The sequence below is a fragment of the Psychrobacter sp. H29 genome, from assembly GCF_059073055.1.
Genome location: NZ_JCACRY010000001.1, coordinates 2,775,223 through 2,793,960, shown reverse-complemented (window position 1 = coordinate 2,793,960; position 18,738 = coordinate 2,775,223). Strand labels below are relative to the sequence as shown.

The following is an 18,738-nucleotide window of genomic DNA, read 5'->3' as shown; positions in this document are numbered from 1 at the left end:
CCTAGAACAAACCATTTTCGTTGATCAATGCTACTTAATCTGTCCACGCATCACGGTTGGCTTCATTTTTGAGTTTTACGAAATTATCAGGGTTAAATTTAATCTGATCGCCTGTTTTACCTTCTTTTACCTGACGCTCGTAGTCACGCAAGATTCGCAGCGCTACAGGAGATAGCATTAAAATAGCTACCAAGTTAACCAGTGCCATCAGCCCCATAGACAAGTCAGCAAAGTTCCATATGGCAGGTAGGCTGGCAACAGCACCAACAAACACCATACCAAGCACTAAAAAGCGAAAAATCATAATCATCACTTTGGCGTTTTTCGCACCAGAGATAAACTCAAGATTTGACTCGCCGTAGCTATAGTTAGCAATGATAGAGGTGAATGAGAAGAAGAAAATAGCAATCGCGACAAATATCACACCCAAGTCACCCACATATTGCGACAGCGCTAACTGGGTTAACTGAATACCTTCTTGCTCGACATTGGGATCGACCACGCCAGATAGAATGATGATTGATGCTGTTGCAGTACAAATAATAAGCGTATCCATAAATACGCCTAGCATCTGCATAAACCCTTGTACTGCTGGGTGATCCGGATGACTCTTTGCCGTTGCCGCAGCATTCGGTGCTGAGCCCATCCCTGCTTCGTTAGAGAACAGACCACGTTTGATACCGTTAATCATGGCCTGTGCAATACCATAACCGATCACACCGCCTGCCGCTTGTTCAAAACCAAATGCTGATTTTATAATCAATGCGATTGCGGCTGGGAATTGACTAAAGTTGGTGACGATAATGAATAGTGCTAGCAAAATATACAAGATCGCCATAACGGGTACGATCTTGCCTGCGATACGAGCCACTGAACGTAACCCACCGAATACCACTGGCGCTACCAATACTACCAATATCAATCCTGTCATCCACGTTGGGATACCAAACGCTTCATTGGTAGCTTGGGCAATGGTATTGGACTGTACGCCATTGAATGCCAAACCAAACGCCACTAACAAACACAACGAGAAAAATACCGCAAGCCAGCGCTTGCCCAGACCTTTTTCGATATAGTAAGCAGGGCCACCGCGGTACACATTATCATTATGCGGTACTTTATATGCTTGCGCCAAAGTTGATTCGATAAAGCTTGTCGACATACCGACAAGTGCCGTCATCCACATCCAGAACACAGCACCTGGTCCACCTAAATAGATGGCAATTGCCACACCTGCCAAGTTACCAGTACCCACGCGCGCTGCCAGTGACGTCATCAATGCTTCAAATGAGCTGATACCGCCATCTTTGCGTCCTTGGTTAGATACACGCAGCAACTTCCACATATGACCGAAGTGCCGAAACTGGATAAATCGTGTAGCAACGGTGAAGTAAAGGCCCGCACCTATCAGTAAGAACATTAGTAGCCCGTACCAAGGGTTGCTCGCGACCAACCAATCGTTATTACCCCAAATAATGCCAACACCATAATTAACGATGCTATTAAACCAACCGATTATCCCTTCATTCATGCGGACTCCTTATTCACGCTTTATATACTTCATTTTAATTTTGCATTGATACCGTATTTTGCTTGATCAAAATCCTAACTAAACAACTCTGTCATATTGTCCGATACCAAAATGTCCTGTGCATGATATAGATATTCAGTCGCGTGCGACCATCACGTTTGGTTATTGGTTCCTTATTTTTATTTTTGAAATAAATAATCTTTGTAAATCATCTTATATAGAATATATTGAGTAACAAATTAAATGCATATACTGGATATTTGTTATACACTTTCAGTCATGCACTTGTTTATCGCTACCTTTTCCAAACTAATTTTTGGCAAAAATAACGATAAACATGATTTGTTGTTTGTAATCATATTTATTTAATCATGCTAAGATAACCCTACATTCGTTGGTAATATTTTATAATGATCAGTTTGTATTCGAGTTTAAAGCGTTAAAATTGTTAGAACTCTTGTCAGGAAGACGAGATTAAGAAAAAGACACCGGATAGTCCTACCCTTCTGTCTTCCTCGATAAATCCTATATTTGCTATTTGATAGTTGTATTCAAGGGTTCAATGTCGTGTCCGAAACTGTATTTATTTTGCTAAATAATTGCCGATAAATACATATGTGGCGGTGCATCGTCATTGGTACTATATAAAGTGGTCTCAGTCTATTTTTATGACGGTATTTATCATAAGAATGGCTCAAGACGTTTTATATAGTGGATATTTTAGAAGACAAAAGGAGTTGTCCTATGAAAGGTCATAACGATCCATCTGGATATTGGCGAGCCAATATCCGTCTCATTGCAGGTAGCCTAGTTATCTGGGCGCTATGTTCTTACGGCTTTGCCATCTTGCTACGTCCTCTCTTAGCCGGCATCAAGGTTGGTGGTACTGACTTGGGCTTTTGGTTCGCCCAGCAGGGATCCATCGTGGTGTTTATTATTTTAATTTTCTTCTACGCATGGCGTATGAATAAGTTAGATAAACAATATGGCGTAGACGAGGAATAGACCATGAGCCAGTATGTCATTAATATTATTTTTGTGGGTCTATCATTCGCTTTATACTTCGGTATTGCGATTTGGGCTCGTGCAGGATCTACCAGTGAGTTTTATGTGGCCGGCGGCGGTGTTCACCCTGTTGTGAACGGTATGGCAACCGCAGCTGACTGGATGAGTGCCGCATCCTTTATTTCTATGGCAGGTTTACTTGCTGCTGGTGGCTATGGTGCATCCACCTACCTAATGGGTTGGACAGGTGGTTATGTCCTATTAGCCATGTTACTTGCGCCTTATTTACGTAAGTTTGGTAAATTTACCGTGCCTGATTTTATTGGTGATCGTTTTTATTCAAAAACAGCTGCCATGATTGCTGTTGTTTGTTTGATTATTGCCTCTACTACGTATGTTATCGGTCAGATGACGGGTGCTGGTGTTGCATTTTCACGATTCTTAGAGGTCGATAACGACACAGGTCTTATTATCGCGGCCGTCGTTGTTTTCTTTTACGCGGTTCTTGGAGGCATGAAAGGGATTACCTATACGCAGGTTGCGCAGTATGTGGTTCTGATCATTGCTTATACGATTCCTGCTGTCTTTATCTCACTTGAATTAACGGGCAACCCAATCCCAGGTTTGGGCTTGTTTTCGAACCATATCGAATCTGGTGTTCCTATCTTGACCAAGCTTGATCAAGTGGTCACTGATTTGGGCTTCACGGCATATACCGCTGACGTACCTAATAAGCTAAATATGGTGCTATTTACGTTATCACTTATGATTGGTACAGCGGGTCTACCACACGTTATTATTCGTTTCTTTACCGTTCCTAAAGTTGCCGATGCTCGCTGGACAGCTGGTTGGACATTGGTATTTATCTCACTATTGTACTTTACGGCACCTGCCGTTGGTGCGATGGCACGTCTAAACCTTGTTGATACTATCTACCCACAAGGGGTTGCAGAGCCTGCTATCAACTATGATCAACGTCCTGACTGGATGAGAACATGGGAAGATACTGGTCTAATCAAATATACTGACCTTAACAACGATGGTCGTATTCAGATGTACAATGATAGTGGACTTGGTGCAGCAGAGATTGCACTGACCAACGCCCAAACCGAAGGCGGCGATATAGCTGCTGCGACGACTGCTGTCGAGACTGCACGTCTCGCCCACGATACAGAGGTTGATGGCCGCTTTGCCGATGCAGGCTGGGCCGGTAACGAGCTGGATGTCAATGCTGATATCTTGGTATTGGCCAATCCAGAAATTGCACAGCTACCACCTTGGGTAGTTGGTCTCATCGCCGCAGGTGGTCTTGCTGCTGCACTATCCACTGCCGCTGGTCTCTTACTTGCCATCTCATCAGCAATCAGTCATGACTTAATCAAACGAAACCTGAATCCAAACATTACTGATAAGGGAGAGCTACGAGTTGCGCGTATCACTATGGGTGTCGCGATTGTCATTGCGACCTATCTAGGAATGAATCCGCCAGGGTTTGCCGCGCAGGTCGTCGCACTCGCATTTGGTATCGCTGGTGCGTCCCTTTTCCCAGCCTTAATGATGGGTATCTTCTCAAAACGTATTAACAATATTGGCGCTATCGCTGGTATGTTGACAGGTTTGATTAGTATCTTGGTTTATATATTTGTGTTCAAAGGCTGGTTCTTTATTAGCGGTACTGCCAACTTCCCTGATACTGCAGAGTACTGGCTATTTGGTATCTCACCATTATCATTTGGTGCGGTTGGTGCATTGCTTAACTTTATCGTCGCATTCATTGTCTCTTATGCGACCAAAGCACCACCGCTACACATTCAAGATTTGGTTGAGAGTGTACGCTCACCACGCGGTGCTGGCGGTGCAGTCGATCATTAATTTGACGAATGATGCTATGCTTTCTGTTACTCTATCTCACTCACTAGCAGTCACTGCTGGTGAGTGATTTTTTGTCTGTTACTGATTAGAATAACTTTTAGACGGTACTTATACTGTTCAACACACCTGACGACTAGTGCATTAAGGAATACTTATGCTTTTTGAGTTTATCGCTACCATAACTGCCGCATTCGGTATGGCTGGGGTGGCGTTGATCATAGCGCATCTCAGTAAGCTGTCAGGTAAGCGCGCGCCAAGGTGGCTGGTGCCCTTGTTTGCTGCAATTGGTATTTTTGGATTTCAAATACATCAAGAGTACAACTGGTATGACCAACAAGTGAGTCAGTTGCCTGAAGGAGTCAATGTTGTCAAAACTGCCGAAAGTACAGAGTGGTTTCGACCCTGGTCTTATATTAAGCCGCAAGTATTACGGTTTATCGCGGCAGATACTGGCAATGCTAGCGTACAAGTAGATGACCCAAATATGCATCTGGTCAATTTGTATCTGTTTGAGAGGCGCAGAAGTGTGCAAAAGATCCTACAAGTGATCGACTGTGACACCCCTGCTCGGGCAGACTATGTGATACCGCAGAAAAACAGTAACCTTTCGATTGATGAACACGTCAAACAAACTACCGCATGGCGAGAACTGGCTACAGACGACCTTTTATTTATTAGGGTCTGTACTGATGCAAGCATCTGATTCAATAACGCCTAGTACGACGATACTGATTCATTAAACGCTGATAGTAAGTTGCTTTTATTAGCGCCGATCAGTTACTGAATACGTATGTTTGGAGTTAGCCCCCAATAGTAATCCGGCGCATAAACCACCGAAGTGTGCAGCAAACGAGATGCCTTGCTGCGGCATCAATCCTTGCTTGATGGTTAGCCAATAGCCAGCACCCATCACAATACAAGCAATCAGGTAACCCCAGCGCCTAGCAAACACAGCGCCGCCTATCATGTAACCGAACATGGCAAAGCACAATCCTGATGCGCCGACATGGATAGAAGACGGTGATCCAATCACCCAAGTGACCAATCCCGAAGCAATGATCAGCTTAATAATTGTCCGATAGGCATTCTTTTCAAATAACCCAAATAAAAATAAAATTTGTAATAATGTCACGGTATTGCCGGTCAAATGTGACAGGTTGCCATGCATGGTCCATGACGCAAATACCCCAATCATACTGCCTACATCCAACGTACGCGGTACAATACCAAAGATATTCCACAGACCAAATAACACCACTTCATTTAGAAAAAACATTCCCCACATCGGTATGAGTACAAAAGCATATAAGCCGATAACTTGTTTTATTCGTGTCACGATCAAGCTGAGCAACTGCTGCCAATCCATATCCCATCCTATGTTTTATATTTTACGCATCTATATGTGCTTTATTGATTTATAGCAAATAACGGGTGTACAGCAGGCTTGAACGACAGCAGTGATGCATCCTTACTGGCGGTTAAGTAACTATCCCCATGCAGCAACGATGTTGAATGATAGGGAACGAGTGCCGTAGGTATGAAACGACGTGCTGCATCAATATGCTTGATTGAGTCATCAAAGAAAATATGCGGTGCAAACGTTCTGAGCACCGCTGTTTTCTCAAGCCCTCCCAAAAAAAACGCCATATCCACATTGACGCCCCACTCTCGCAAGGTTTTTATGGCACGTAAGTCAGCTGGTGCATTACGAGCTGTCACTAGAGCAATTTTGATTGGAGAATATTTGAGTCCCGCTGGTAGACGCTCTTGTAAATTTGATAGTTTAATCAACAACTCAGCGTAAGGGCCTTTTTCGATTGGTAGATCACGCAGTTGCACCTCACGATCATGAAAGGCTCGCAATCCTTTTTGCTTGTACAGCAGCTCACCTGAATCATCAAACAGTACCGCGTCCCCATCAAAAGCAATACGTAGCTGCTGAGTATCCAATTCATAAGTGTTGACAGGCGTTGCGTCTAGTATGGCACAAGCACAGATATTGGCATCAGCCACCTGCTGGGCATCGTCACGGTTGGTGGTCAAAAACAGATCAACATTAAAGTCTTCTATATAGGGCGCTACAGGACTGCCTGAAATAAACGCCGAGCGTGAGATATTGATACCGCGTTCTAAAATTGCATTCAGCACTTGAATGCCTGTATCTGGGCTACTTTTTGAAACGATAACGACTTCTACTAAAGGCGTTTCCGTTTCTAAATCCTGCTTATTTTCACAATACTCATTCAAGTTTAGCAATGCTTTGATCAATGGATAGCCTGCACCACTATTTAGCGTATCGTTTTCACGCGCTGTCATATAATCTCGAAACTCTTTTATAGCGCTCTCAGGCCGCTCTTCTAATAACGCTAACAAATAGTTTTCCGACTCTGTTAAATCAAAAAGCGCCGTTGCAGAGATTGCGACAATGAGCGTATTACTAAAATCGACAGCCATAAATATGTGCTTCTATGATAAGTATTGAGAATTAGAGGATTTATTTTACTATATATAAAAGTATGCCGTGTAGCTACTCGTGTATATCGTAGTTCTACTAATGACCGTTTTTTGTGCAAAAAAAAGACTGCGATTGCAGTCTTTTTTATCTTTATCAACGTTTAGCTGATATCAGTACCATCATCGATGACAAAGCTTACAATCATAATGACATGATATTTACTGATTTTTCCATCAGTAACGCCTACTTTTTGCTCTTTTATCCAAGCACCTTCAACATTTTTGACTGTCTTAGAGATTCTTGCGATACCTTGTTGAATAGCATCTTCAAAGCTGGTTTCAGAAGTACTGCTGATCTCGATATTTTTAGCAATAGTCATAATATTTTTCGCATCCATATGATTTTAGAATGATTTTTATAAGACAGAATAATGATAAAAATGTCCATTTGGCTTTCTGTCTCTCAATCATTCTAGCGTTATACCCCGTATACAACAGTGTATCTATGTTACTTTATGTATGACTTACCCCAACAACACCAGCGATATTGCAGGGAATGCCACCAAGATTACCAATCGAATCACGTCAGAGACAATGAATGGAGCCACCCCGCGGAACATATCGGACAACTTAATGTGCGGTGCCATCGCCTTGATCACAAAGATATTCATCCCCATCGGCGGCGTGATCAAACCAAGCTCTACCGTCAATACTGCAATAATGCCAAACCAGACTGGATCAAACCCTAATGCTAATATAATTGGGTACACAACGGGAATGGTGATTACTAGCATTGCTAGCGCATCCATGAACAGTCCTAATAGGAAGTACATGAACAGGATACAGATCAGCACAATCATTGGACTAACAGCCAACCCACCAATCCAAGATGCTAACGAATATGATAAACGCGACACTGAGATAAAATAACCCAATGCCTCTGCACCTAATAGCATAAAGAACACCACGGCAGAGAGTGCTAACGTCTCAATCAATGACTGCTTGAGACCGTCTAAACGCATGCCTTTGGCAAAAGCATAAGCCCAAGAGACAAACGCTCCTACTGCGGCCCCTTCTGTTGGCGTAAATAATCCAAAGAAGATACCGGCAATAATCACAATAAAGATAAAGCTAAAAGGTATTAAGCCCGTCAAAGATAGTAGTTTGGCTTTCCAAGACGTTTTTTCGCCGCGCTGTGCCAAATGCGGTTTCCAGCGTACCATGATCATAACGGTGATAGAGTACATTACCATGCCCAGCATACCCGGTAAAAAACCTGCGATAAACATATCACCAACCGATTGCTGGGTTAAGATGGCATAGACAAGTAAAGCAATACTCGGTGGAATCATGATACCTAAAGTACCACCAGCGGCTAAGATACCGCAGGCAAATCCCGGCTGATAACCATACTTCTCCATTTGCGGTAGCGCCACTTTAGTCATAGTAGACGCAGTGGCGAGCGAGGAACCTGAGATAGAGGCAAAGATACCAGACGATCCTATACCTGCAATACCCAGACTACCTCTCACTCCACCAAATATGGTTCGAGTGGCTTCAAAAAGCTTACCTGCCATACCAGAGTGAGTGGCAAACACGCCCATTAGAATAAACAAGGGAATGGCACTAAAGTCATACTTTGCTAAGACATCAACAGGGATGTCTTTGAGCATTTGTAGTGCCCCACTGGGCGCGGTAACCGCACCGAAGCCTACCAAACCCACACCTAACATGGCAAGGGCAACGGGCACCCGTAGGATAACAAGCAGGATCATGACAACTAGGCCAATGGCTCCGATAATCTCTGGACTCATGCGCCTGTCTCCTCGGCGTCAAAGAATTCGCCTGTCTTAAAAATGTTAATGGATTCGATCAATGAGCGAATGGCAAGTAGTAAGCTTAAGAACGCGCTAATCATATAAATAGGCATCATAGACAGTCGAAGATCTTGGGTAACCTTACCGTACTCGACAGCATCAATGGCACTCTCGTAGAGACCCCATGCGAAAACGACACCGATGACAAAAAAACCCAGCATAAAGATGCCCATGAGGTAGCCTTTGATAGACTGCGGCATCTTTTGGGTAAAAACATCAACGATGATTTGCGAGCGCTCGACGAAAGCGGCAAAGGCGGCAAGCAATGCAAATAGCATGAAGTAAGAAACAATCTCGACGGAGCCTTTGACGGTGAATCCAAGCTCACCGCCGCTAAGCTTGAAGATATAGCGTGCAGTAACGTCTAGCATGGTGGTCAGCACGATAATAATAAGACTGACCCCGCCGATAAACTGACACAATCTAGAAATTAAGACACTGAGCTTGACTAAAAATGCCATGTGACACCTCCAATGGGTTATACCACTTTACAGGCGGCACTAGCAGCTTTGGCCTTTTCGTAGACACCATTTGCATCTAGACCTAAAGCATTAACATCATTTAAATATTTTTGTGTTCCTTTTTCGAGCGGTCCTTTCCAGTTTGGATCATTCAACGGATCAGGAATATCAACGATCTCATCACCTTTATCTTTGGCTGCTTGCATTGCCATCTGATCATGCTTATCAAAGACTTCACCAACTTTACTGGCTAGGGCCATGCCTGAGTTTTTGTCTAGGACTTGCTTTAAGTCATCAGGTAAATTTTCATACTTATCTTTGTTCATAGTGACCATGAGAGCTGAGCTGTAAAAAGGAATGTTGGTATGATATTTAGTAATTTCATCAATTTTAAAAGCTGTCACCGCTTCCCAAGGGAAACTCAAACCATCAACGACACCACGCTGTAGAGAGGTGTACATATCATTTGCAGGCAAACCTACAGGGGACGCACCAGCACTTTCGATAATATCACCAGCGACTGCAGAGGGCCGACGAATACGCATACCTTTCATATCCTCAGGTGTGCGAATCAGCTTATCTGTGGTATGAAGTGAACCAGGTCCCGCACCATACATAAACAATAGATGTGAGTCTTCATACTCACTAGCAAGAGTACCATCGTCATAAAGAGTTTGAAGCATACAGCCCATTTGAGTGGCTGAGTTAGATAGTCCTGGTAGCTCGGTGATCTGAGTTAAAGGAAAACGACCATTGGTATAACCGTGCGCTTGTGAGCCGATATCGATCGTACCTTTAGCAGCGGACTCATAGGTTACATCTGCTTTGGCAAGACCAGCCGAAGGATACAACTCTACCTTTAGGCGACCATCAGAATCTGTCTCTATTTGCTTAGCCCACGGTTCAAAGACTTCTTTGCTAATAGATGAAGTGGCTGGCCAAAAATGCGAAAAGCGCAAAACAGTAGTTTCTTGAGAAGTCGCTGATGAACCATCAGAGGTATCAGCAGATTGATTGGAGCAGCCGAAAAGACTAATAGCGGCTAAAGCGCCAATTGAAAAGAGAGGAGCTAACTTCATTATCAATTCCTTTTGATAATTATAAGAATGGGAGTAGAACATCACGAGTAAATAATCCGACTCAAACTAAATTGAACTACTTACAAGCTTTTATATATCTTTTACATCCTGGTAAGAAAAATATAGTCTAAAATTAACAGCTATAATGATATAAGTCAAATCATTTTGATAATATGCTAAATAATGAATTGAACCTTTGGGGCACTACTAGGCACTTATTTATAACTGATACAGCCGAATTAATATCGAGTAGATGAGTCGAATGAAAATAAAAAAACCCCTCAACTCGGTGTCAAGTTGAGGGATTTTCTGTCAGCTAGGAATAAACTAAAAATGGCTAAAGTAAATTACAAATGTAGGCAATGTAAATCTACTGTTCCATATGCCATCTGTCGTCTACCCACACCGCATCAGTATCGTCCACATGCACATGCCACTCTGCATCAGCTACTACGAGACGAATTTCAGTTAAGCACTGTAGCCAATGGTTTATGCTATACATTAGGACTTCGATATCAATACTAGAGGGTACTTTAGTCGCTCCTGCCAGTATCACATCTGACTCACTATCATCATATGCATAAAGGTCAAAAGATTCTGCATCTTCTATATACTTGAAGCTTTCATTGTACTTATCGACAATAGAAATGACATCTTCCTGCTCTTTTTCAGTCAAAAGCGTCGCGCACTCAGCTGTATAATAAATAGCGGTGCCCATAATACATTGCTCCAAGATACGATAGTGATAATAGTATAATATATTTTCGCCACACAAAGAAAATCCCCCGCCTAGATAACTAGTCGGGGGATATTTCAGAATAGAGAGCTGACGATGACCTACTCTCACATGGGCGAACCACACTACCATTGGCGCAACGATGTTTCACTTCTGAGTTCGGGAAGGGATCAGGTGGGGCCATCGCGCTATTGTCGTCAGCAAAGGGGGTTAGATATGAGTCTGTTGTTTTTATTGTTTGACTATAAATGTTTAGTCTATGGTCGATCAACTTGTAACCTAACTGAATCAAGGTCAAAGGTGATATCGAAATGTTCTGTCTATGACAGATTAATTAGACTTGTATACAAACCACTTGGGTGTTGTATGGTCAAGCCAAACGAGCAATTAGTACAGGTTAGCTACACACATCGCTGTGCTTCCACACCCTGCCTATCAACGTCCTAGTCTTGAACGGCTCTTTAGGGAAATCTAATCTTGAGGTGGGCTTCCCGCTTAGATGCTTTCAGCGGTTATCCCATCCGAACGTAGCTACCGGGCAATGCCATTGGCATGACAACCCGAACACCAGTGGTTCGTCCACTCTGGTCCTCTCGTACTAGGAGCAGATCCTCTCAAATTTCCAACGCCCACGGTAGATAGGGACCGAACTGTCTCACGACGTTCTAAACCCAGCTCGCGTACCTCTTTAAATGGCGAACAGCCATACCCTTAGGACCTGCTTCAGCCCTAGGATGAGATGAGCCGACATCGAGGTGCCAAACACCGCCGTCGATATGAACTCTTGGGCGGTATCAGCCTGTTATCCCCAGAGTACCTTTTATCCGTTGAGCGATGGCCCTTCCATACAGAACCACCGGATCACTAAGACCTACTTTCGTACCTGCTCGACTTGTGGGTCTCGCAGTTAAGCGCGCTTTTGCCTTTATACTCTACGACCGATTTCCGACCGGTCTGAGCGCACCTTCGTACTCCTCCGTTACTCTTTAGGAGGAGACCGCCCCAGTCAAACTACCCACCATACATTGTCCTCGGTATTGTTATACCTGAGTTAGAACCCCAACATGACCAGGGTGGTATTTCAAGATTGGCTCCACCAAGACTAGCGTCTCGGCTTCAAAGCCTCCCACCTATCCTGCACAAGTCAGGTCAAAGTTCAATGTAAAGCTGTAGTAAAGGTTCACGGGGTCTTTCCGTCTAGCCGCGGGTACACAGCATCTTCACTGCGATTTCGATTTCACTGAGTCTCTGCTGGAGACAGCGCTGCCATCATTATGTCATTCGTGCAGGTCGGAACTTACCCGACAAGGAATTTCGCTACCTTAGGACCGTTATAGTTACGGCCGCCGTTTACTGGGGCTTCGATCAAGAGCTTCGCTTACGCTAACCCCATCAATTAACCTTCCAGCACCGGGCAGACATCACACCCTATACGTCCACTTTCGTGTTTGCAGAGTGCTGTGTTTTTAATAAACAGTTGCAGCAGCCTGGTATCTGCGACTGCCAGCAGCTCAAGGAGCAAGTCCTATCACCACCAACAGCGTACCTTCTCCCGAAGTTACGGTACCATTTTGCCTAGTTCCTTCAGCAGAGTTCTCTCAAGCGCCTTGGTATTCTCTACCTGATCACCTGTGTCGGTTTAGGGTACGATTCGTTTATAACTATTGCTTAGAAGCTTTTCCTGGAAGCATGGTATTTGCCACTTCGCTGTACAAGTACAGCTTGCTATCAGATCTCGGTATAAAATAGCCCGGATTTACCTAAGCTATAAACCTACATCCTTTCACCTGGACAACCAACGCCAGGCTGACATAACCTTCTCCGTCCCTCCATCGCATTATAAACAAGTATCGGAATATTAACCGATTTCCCATCGACTACGCCTTTCGGCCTCGCCTTAGGGGTCGACTCACCCAGCCCCGATTAACGTTGGACTGGAACCCTTGATCTTCCGGCGTGCGAGCTTTTCACTCGCATTATCGTTACTCACGTCAGCATTCGCTCTTGTGATACCTCCAGCATGCTTTACAACACACCTTCACAGGCTTACACAACGCTCCCCTACCACTTGAAAACAAATTCAAATCCGCAGCTTCGGCTCCTAGTTTGAGCCCCGTTACATCTTCCGCGCGGGCCGACTCGACTAGTGAGCTATTACGCTTTCTTTAAAGGATGGCTGCTTCTAAGCCAACCTCCTAGCTGTCTATGCCTTCCCACCTCGTTTCCCACTTAACTAGGAATTTGGGGCCTTAGCTGGCGGTCTGGGTTGTTTCCCTCTCCACAATGGACGTTAGCACCCACTGTGTGTCTCCCGGATATCACTCATCGGTATTCGGAGTTTGCATCGGTTTGGTAAGTCGGTATGACCCCCTAGCCGAAACAGTGCTCTACCCCCAATGGTGTTCGTCCGAGGCGCTACCTAAATAGCTTTCGGGGAGAACCAGCTATCACCGAGTTTGATTAGCCTTTCACCCCTATCCACAAGTCATCCCCTGGCTTTTCAACGACAGTGGGTTCGGTCCTCCGGTGCCTGTTACGGCACTTTCAACCTGCTCATGGATAGATCACTCGGTTTCGGGTCTATGCCCTGCAACTAATCGCCCTATTAAGACTCGGTTTCCCTACGGCTCCCCTAAACGGTTAACCTTGCTACAGAACATAAGTCGCTGACCCATTATACAAAAGGTACGCGGTCACCTAACAAGTAGGCTCCCACTGCTTGTACGCACACGGTTTCAGGTTCTATTTCACTCCCCTCACAGGGGTTCTTTTCGCCTTTCCCTCACGGTACTGGTTCACTATCGGTCAGTCAGGAGTATTTAGCCTTGGAGGATGGTCCCCCCATCTTCAAACAGGATTTCTCGTGCCCCGCTCTACTTAATATGTTAATGCTAATGTTTCGAATACAGGACTATCACCTACTACGGTCAGCTTTCCCACGCTGTTCTTCTACATTAGTACTAATCGGCTTCTCCCCGTTCGCTCGCCGCTACTAGGGGAATCTCAATTGATGTCTATTCCTAAGGGTACTGAGATGTTTCACTTCCCCTCGTTCGCTTCCTAATAAATTAGGATAACTAGCTTATGCTAGCTGGGTTTCCCCATTCAGAAATCTCCGGATCACAGGATATTGCCGCCTCCCCGAAGCTTATCGCAGGCTGTCACGTCTTTCATCGCCTCTGACTGCCAAGGCATCCACCATGTGCGCTTCATTACTTGACCATACAACCCCAAGTAGTCTCTCGACTTCTAAGTGTCATACAATCTAATTATGATAACGATATCACCTATGTTTATACGCTTGATTCAGTTCTCTTTACTTTTTTAATAACTCACCCCTGGGATAACAACTGATGTCGTTAAGAGGTGAGTTATTAAGGTTAAGAAGTGCGCGTGAACACGCTCTTCCTAACCCAGACTCATATCTATGTTTTTAAATAGTCTCTATGCTCTCGTCGAGTCACAGATTCTGTATAAAACAGAAAGAAGTAATCTTAATAAATCACTTGTTTCTGTTTGATACCTATTTTTATTTAGCACTCTAAGCTTAACTAAAGTAGTGGTGGAGCCAAACGGAGTCGAACCGTTGACCTCCTGCGTGCAAGGCAGGCGCTCTACCAACTGAGCTATGGCCCCATTATATAAATGGTGGGTCTAAGTGGACTCGAACCACTGACCCCCGCGTTATCAACACGGTGCTCTAACCAGCTGAGCTACAGACCCTAATACGTCCTAAAACGTAAGCTTAAACTAAAGAACAACTTGTTGTGAATTCTTGCTGACCGAATGCCATCTATAAGGAGGTGATCCAGCCGCAGGTTCCCCTACGGCTACCTTGTTACGACTTCACCCCAGTCATCAACCACACCGTGGTGAACGCTCCCCCGAAGGTTAAGCTATCCACTTCTGGTGCAATCAACTCCCATGGTGTGACGGGCGGTGTGTACAAGGCCCGGGAACGTATTCACCGCGGCATTCTGATCCGCGATTACTAGCGATTCCTACTTCATGGAGTCGAGTTGCAGACTCCAATCTGGACTACGATAGGCTTTTTGAGATTCGCATCACATCGCTGTGTAGCTGCCCTCTGTACCTACCATTGTAGCACGTGTGTAGCCCTGGTCGTAAGGGCCATGATGACTTGACGTCGTCCCCGCCTTCCTCCAGTTTGTCACTGGCAGTATCCTTAGAGTTCCCGGCTTAACCCGCTGGTAACTAAGGACAAGGGTTGCGCTCGTTGCGGGACTTAACCCAACATCTCACGACACGAGCTGACGACAGCCATGCAGCACCTGTATTCTAATTCCCGAAGGCACTCCCGCATCTCTGCAGGATTCTAGATATGTCAAGACCAGGTAAGGTTCTTCGCGTTGCATCGAATTAAACCACATGCTCCACCGCTTGTGCGGGCCCCCGTCAATTCATTTGAGTTTTAACCTTGCGGCCGTACTCCCCAGGCGGTCTACTTATTGCGTTAGCTGCGTCACTAAGTCCTCAAGGGACCCAACGACTAGTAGACATCGTTTACGGCGTGGACTACCAGGGTATCTAATCCTGTTTGCTACCCACGCTTTCGAGCCTCAGTGTCAGTATGATGCCAGGAAGCTGCCTTCGCCATCGGTATTCCTTCAGATCTCTACGCATTTCACCGCTACACCTGAAATTCTACTTCCCTCTCACCTACTCTAGCCTAACAGTTTCAGATGCAGTTCCCAGGTTAAGCCCGGGGATTTCACATCTGACTTATCAAGCCACCTACGCTCGCTTTACGCCCAGTAATTCCGATTAACGCTTGCACCCTCTGTATTACCGCGGCTGCTGGCACAGAGTTAGCCGGTGCTTATTCTGCAGCTAATGTCATCGTCTCCGGGTATTAACCGAAGAGTCTTCTTCACTGCTTAAAGTGCTTTACAACCAAAAGGCCTTCTTCACACACGCGGCATGGCTGGATCAGGGTTTCCCCCATTGTCCAATATTCCCCACTGCTGCCTCCCGTAGGAGTCCGGGCCGTGTCTCAGTCCCGGTGTGGCTGATCATCCTCTCAGACCAGCTACAGATCGTCGCCATGGTAGGCCTTTACCCCACCATCTAGCTAATCCGACTTAGGCTCATCTAATAGCGAGAGCAACAAGTTGCCCCCTTTCTCCCGTAGGACGTATGCGGTATTAATACGAGTTTCCCCGTGCTATCCCCCACTACTAGGTAGATTCCTAAGTATTACTCACCCGTCCGCCGCTCGACGCCTGATAGCAAGCTATCATCGTTTCCGCTCGACTTGCATGTGTTAAGCCTGCCGCCAGCGTTCAATCTGAGCCATGATCAAACTCTTCAGTTTAATCTTGCTATGAAGCTCTTTAAAGAAGCTTCTAAACTTGGCTCATCTAATCTGGCAAAATCGCTAAAAATTATGTTCGTAATGAATTAACTTTGAGTTTTTCTGCTGTCTTAAATGATAATTTTTATAGTTAATAATCTTTCCGAAAAGAAAAGATAGTCAACTTTATTTTTTAGCATTCTGAATCAGCAAAAATCCACACAAGTTGTTCTTTAGTTATGCTTTTAAATAGTCTCAATCACTGTCGTCCAGTCATCGATATATAGGGTATTTCTTTTGCCATCTAGCCAATCCGTCTCCGGTTAAGCTATCTAGCGAGCCGACTATCTTATCATAATGATTTGATTTGTCAAGACTTTTTATAATTTGTTTCACCAGGTTAACTGCGTTATTAATATGTAATTTACATATTAGTCACCGCTAGTCCGTCCGATGAGGGCGTATTATAGAGAGTTTAATAACAGTGTCAACCAATTTTATACATGTTTTTAAACTTATTTTACAGCTACTTAAAATACTAAATAGTTTCAATAGGTTATGAATTGGTCGATTAGTGGGTATGGTAGAGGAATAGGTACGTGCTTCCCTTCTAGTAAGAATATTCCGTTTTAACAGATATAGATCCTTTACTATTTTTTAGATTTTTCCTTCTATTAGTACAACCTTACTTACCTTATAACTTGCCCATTTTTTCGAAAAACGCTCTATACGCAGCAACTTTCTTATCCAGCGATAACGGATAGGCTCGTGAAGTCGACGGTAACCTATGTAAGGTTAGATTATTTACATCAGCTTTCTGATTATCTTTACTCTGCCACTCGTAAGGATAATTGATACTTTGGTTGGTTTTAGGGTGCTTTGACTTGGCAAGTGGTTCATTCAATAGTTCGATCAGCACTTCGGTTGCCTTACCTCCCGTCGTGAACAACGTTTTTACCTTTGGTACTTGTGGCAAAATACTATCTAAATCAACGGGGGTGACTACCGTTAGGTTTTTATCCGAAGCATTACCTGTCTCGCGAATGGCTTGCTTTACTGTGGGACAAGAAGCGATACCGCGCTCAAACATAAAATCACGGATACGTTCAGGATCAAATCGCTTCTCATCACCTACTCTAAAATAATCAGCATCATCAAAGAATACTCGACCATATATGCGCCACATGTCATTATAAAAGTTAGGGTAATGAAAACTCATTGCCCATTTGTCAGCAGTCGGCGGAAAAGTACCCATCATCATGATAGTAGCGTTTGATGGCAACACAGGCTCGAAAGGATGAGTTTCAATTTCTGTAGCTCTGTTTTTAGGAGATGTAAGCGTTGTCTCTATATTTTGGGTCATTGGTGTTTTTATAGTCATGATATTCTTCATCAGAAAAGCGGTTTTTTTGGTATCATAGCAGGTCTAAACACTACCTCACTTGTCATTACGCTTATAGTCAACCTAAGTTCATTTGATTGGTTAACTTAAATAGCAAAATATCGACCTGCTTAGCCTAAATTGCTTAGGCTTTGACGGTAACTGTGAACGTGAATATTGTTATCGTCCTCAGCAGTCACTGCTGTGAGGCAGTAAACGTATTTGATAAGCATGATTGTGAGAGCTCTAACCTTACTATCTATATGCTAGGTATATGGTTAAAGTGCGGTAAGTGTTTGTATCTTTTATACTAATAGCAACCGCAGCAACTGCGCAAGCATCAGACAAGAAACCAAGAGAGATTCTATGAGTGACTTAAACAACGATTTGAACATTACGGTAATCGATCATCCGCTAGTCCGTCATAAACTCAGTCTCATGCGTGAAAAAGACTGTAGCACTTATAAGTTTCGCACATTGACCAAAGAACTTGCGCGCTTGATGGCATATGAAGCAAGTCGCGATTTTGAAATTGAGACGTTTCCAATGCAAGGCTGGTGCGGCGAGATCACTGGTGAGCAAATCATCGGTAAGACAGCAACTATCGTACCTATTTTGCGCGCAGGTATTGGCATGCTTGATGGCGTGCTCGATCTAATCCCTACTGCTAAAATTTCTGTTGTCGGCCTACAACGTGATGAAGAAACGCTACAGCCAGTACCGTTTTTTGAAAAATTCGTCAGCCACATGGACAAACGTCCTGCGCTGATCATTGACCCGATGCTAGCCACCGGCGGCTCAATGGTAGCCACCATCGAGATGCTCAAGAAAAATGGTTGTACGAATATCAAAGCATTGGTACTCGTGGCGGCACCTGAAGGCGTACGCTTGGTGAACGAAGCGCATCCTGACGTGACCATTTATACCGCTGCGCTAGACAGTCATTTGGATGAACATGGTTATATCATCCCAGGTTTGGGTGATGCGGGCGACAAGATTTTTGGTAAGCAGTTATCTAATAAATAGTA

13 protein-coding genes, 2 tRNA genes and 3 rRNA genes are annotated in these 18,738 nt (G+C 44.3%); 4 read left to right on the top strand and 14 right to left on the bottom strand.

What is annotated here, in order from left to right; translation table 11 throughout:
- Positions 1 to 34: 34 nt before the first annotated feature.
- Positions 35 to 1,531, bottom strand: a complete 1,497-nt coding sequence (locus tag AC5JP1_RS11430) for an alanine/glycine:cation symporter family protein (RefSeq protein WP_493844194.1) — start codon at positions 1,529 to 1,531, stop codon at positions 35 to 37.
- 744 nt (positions 1,532 to 2,275) lie between these two features.
- Here AC5JP1_RS11430 and AC5JP1_RS11425 point away from each other — a divergent pair.
- The 3 genes from AC5JP1_RS11425 (at position 2,276) to AC5JP1_RS11415 (ending at position 5,111) form a co-directional block, all read left to right on the top strand.
- Positions 2,276 to 2,536 carry a DUF4212 domain-containing protein gene (locus AC5JP1_RS11425; protein ID WP_319051064.1) on the top strand — a complete coding sequence of 87 codons (261 nt, stop codon included), beginning with the start codon at positions 2,276 to 2,278 and terminating at the stop codon, positions 2,534 to 2,536.
- A 3-nt stretch (positions 2,537 to 2,539) separates the two neighbouring features.
- Positions 2,540 to 4,408 carry a sodium:solute symporter family protein gene (locus AC5JP1_RS11420; protein WP_319051065.1) on the top strand — a complete coding sequence of 623 codons (1,869 nt, stop codon included), beginning with the start codon at positions 2,540 to 2,542 and terminating at the stop codon, positions 4,406 to 4,408.
- Positions 4,409 to 4,562: 154 nt separating this feature from the next.
- Positions 4,563 to 5,111 (top strand): hypothetical protein, encoded by a 549-nt coding sequence (locus AC5JP1_RS11415; RefSeq protein ID WP_319051066.1) that lies wholly within the window; start codon positions 4,563 to 4,565, stop codon positions 5,109 to 5,111.
- Between the two features lie 60 nt (positions 5,112 to 5,171).
- Here AC5JP1_RS11415 and AC5JP1_RS11410 read toward each other — a convergent pair whose 3' ends face one another.
- From AC5JP1_RS11410 to AC5JP1_RS11350, 13 genes are all read right to left on the bottom strand, one after another.
- Complete coding sequence (locus AC5JP1_RS11410) at positions 5,172 to 5,774, bottom strand: rhomboid family intramembrane serine protease (RefSeq protein WP_493844193.1); 603 nt, start codon at positions 5,772 to 5,774, stop codon at positions 5,172 to 5,174.
- 41 nt (positions 5,775 to 5,815) lie between these two features.
- A complete protein-coding gene (locus AC5JP1_RS11405; protein WP_493844192.1) occupies positions 5,816 to 6,862 on the bottom strand; it encodes a 5'-nucleotidase in 1,047 nt (348 codons plus the stop codon).
- Between the two features lie 161 nt (positions 6,863 to 7,023).
- Complete coding sequence (locus AC5JP1_RS11400) at positions 7,024 to 7,242, bottom strand: dodecin family protein (RefSeq protein ID WP_057761866.1); 219 nt, start codon at positions 7,240 to 7,242, stop codon at positions 7,024 to 7,026.
- A 144-nt stretch (positions 7,243 to 7,386) separates the two neighbouring features.
- Positions 7,387 to 8,676, bottom strand: coding sequence for a TRAP transporter large permease (locus AC5JP1_RS11395; RefSeq protein WP_493844191.1), 1,290 nt, complete (start codon positions 8,674 to 8,676; stop codon positions 7,387 to 7,389).
- Entirely contained in the window at positions 8,673 to 9,200 is a 528-nt protein-coding gene (locus AC5JP1_RS11390) for a TRAP transporter small permease (protein WP_493844190.1), read from the bottom strand. The genes AC5JP1_RS11395 and AC5JP1_RS11390 overlap by 4 nt, the downstream gene beginning before the upstream one ends.
- A gap of 17 nt (positions 9,201 to 9,217) precedes the next feature.
- On the bottom strand, positions 9,218 to 10,279 hold the full coding sequence (locus AC5JP1_RS11385) for a TRAP transporter substrate-binding protein (RefSeq protein WP_493844189.1): 1,062 nt from the start codon (positions 10,277 to 10,279) through the stop codon (positions 9,218 to 9,220).
- A gap of 370 nt (positions 10,280 to 10,649) precedes the next feature.
- Positions 10,650 to 10,997, bottom strand: coding sequence for a hypothetical protein (locus AC5JP1_RS11380; protein WP_493844188.1), 348 nt, complete (start codon positions 10,995 to 10,997; stop codon positions 10,650 to 10,652).
- A gap of 106 nt (positions 10,998 to 11,103) precedes the next feature.
- Positions 11,104 to 11,217 (bottom strand): 5S ribosomal RNA (gene rrf, locus AC5JP1_RS11375).
- Between the two features lie 164 nt (positions 11,218 to 11,381).
- Positions 11,382 to 14,237, bottom strand: a 23S ribosomal RNA gene (locus tag AC5JP1_RS11370).
- Between the two features lie 338 nt (positions 14,238 to 14,575).
- Positions 14,576 to 14,651 (bottom strand) — tRNA-Ala (locus AC5JP1_RS11365).
- 10 nt (positions 14,652 to 14,661) lie between these two features.
- A tRNA-Ile gene (locus AC5JP1_RS11360) sits at positions 14,662 to 14,738 on the bottom strand.
- Between the two features lie 73 nt (positions 14,739 to 14,811).
- Positions 14,812 to 16,350, bottom strand: a 16S ribosomal RNA gene (locus AC5JP1_RS11355).
- Together the 16S, 23S and 5S rRNA genes with 2 tRNA genes alongside form the textbook arrangement of a ribosomal RNA operon.
- A 673-nt stretch (positions 16,351 to 17,023) precedes the next feature.
- On the bottom strand, positions 17,024 to 17,692 hold the full coding sequence (locus AC5JP1_RS11350; protein ID WP_493844484.1) for a DNA glycosylase: 669 nt from the start codon (positions 17,690 to 17,692) through the stop codon (positions 17,024 to 17,026).
- A gap of 384 nt (positions 17,693 to 18,076) precedes the next feature.
- On the opposite strand from AC5JP1_RS11350, the gene upp reads away from it, so the two are divergent.
- Positions 18,077 to 18,736, top strand: coding sequence for a uracil phosphoribosyltransferase (upp, locus tag AC5JP1_RS11345; protein WP_443526642.1), 660 nt, complete (start codon positions 18,077 to 18,079; stop codon positions 18,734 to 18,736).
- The last annotated feature ends 2 nt before the right edge of the window (positions 18,737 to 18,738 follow it).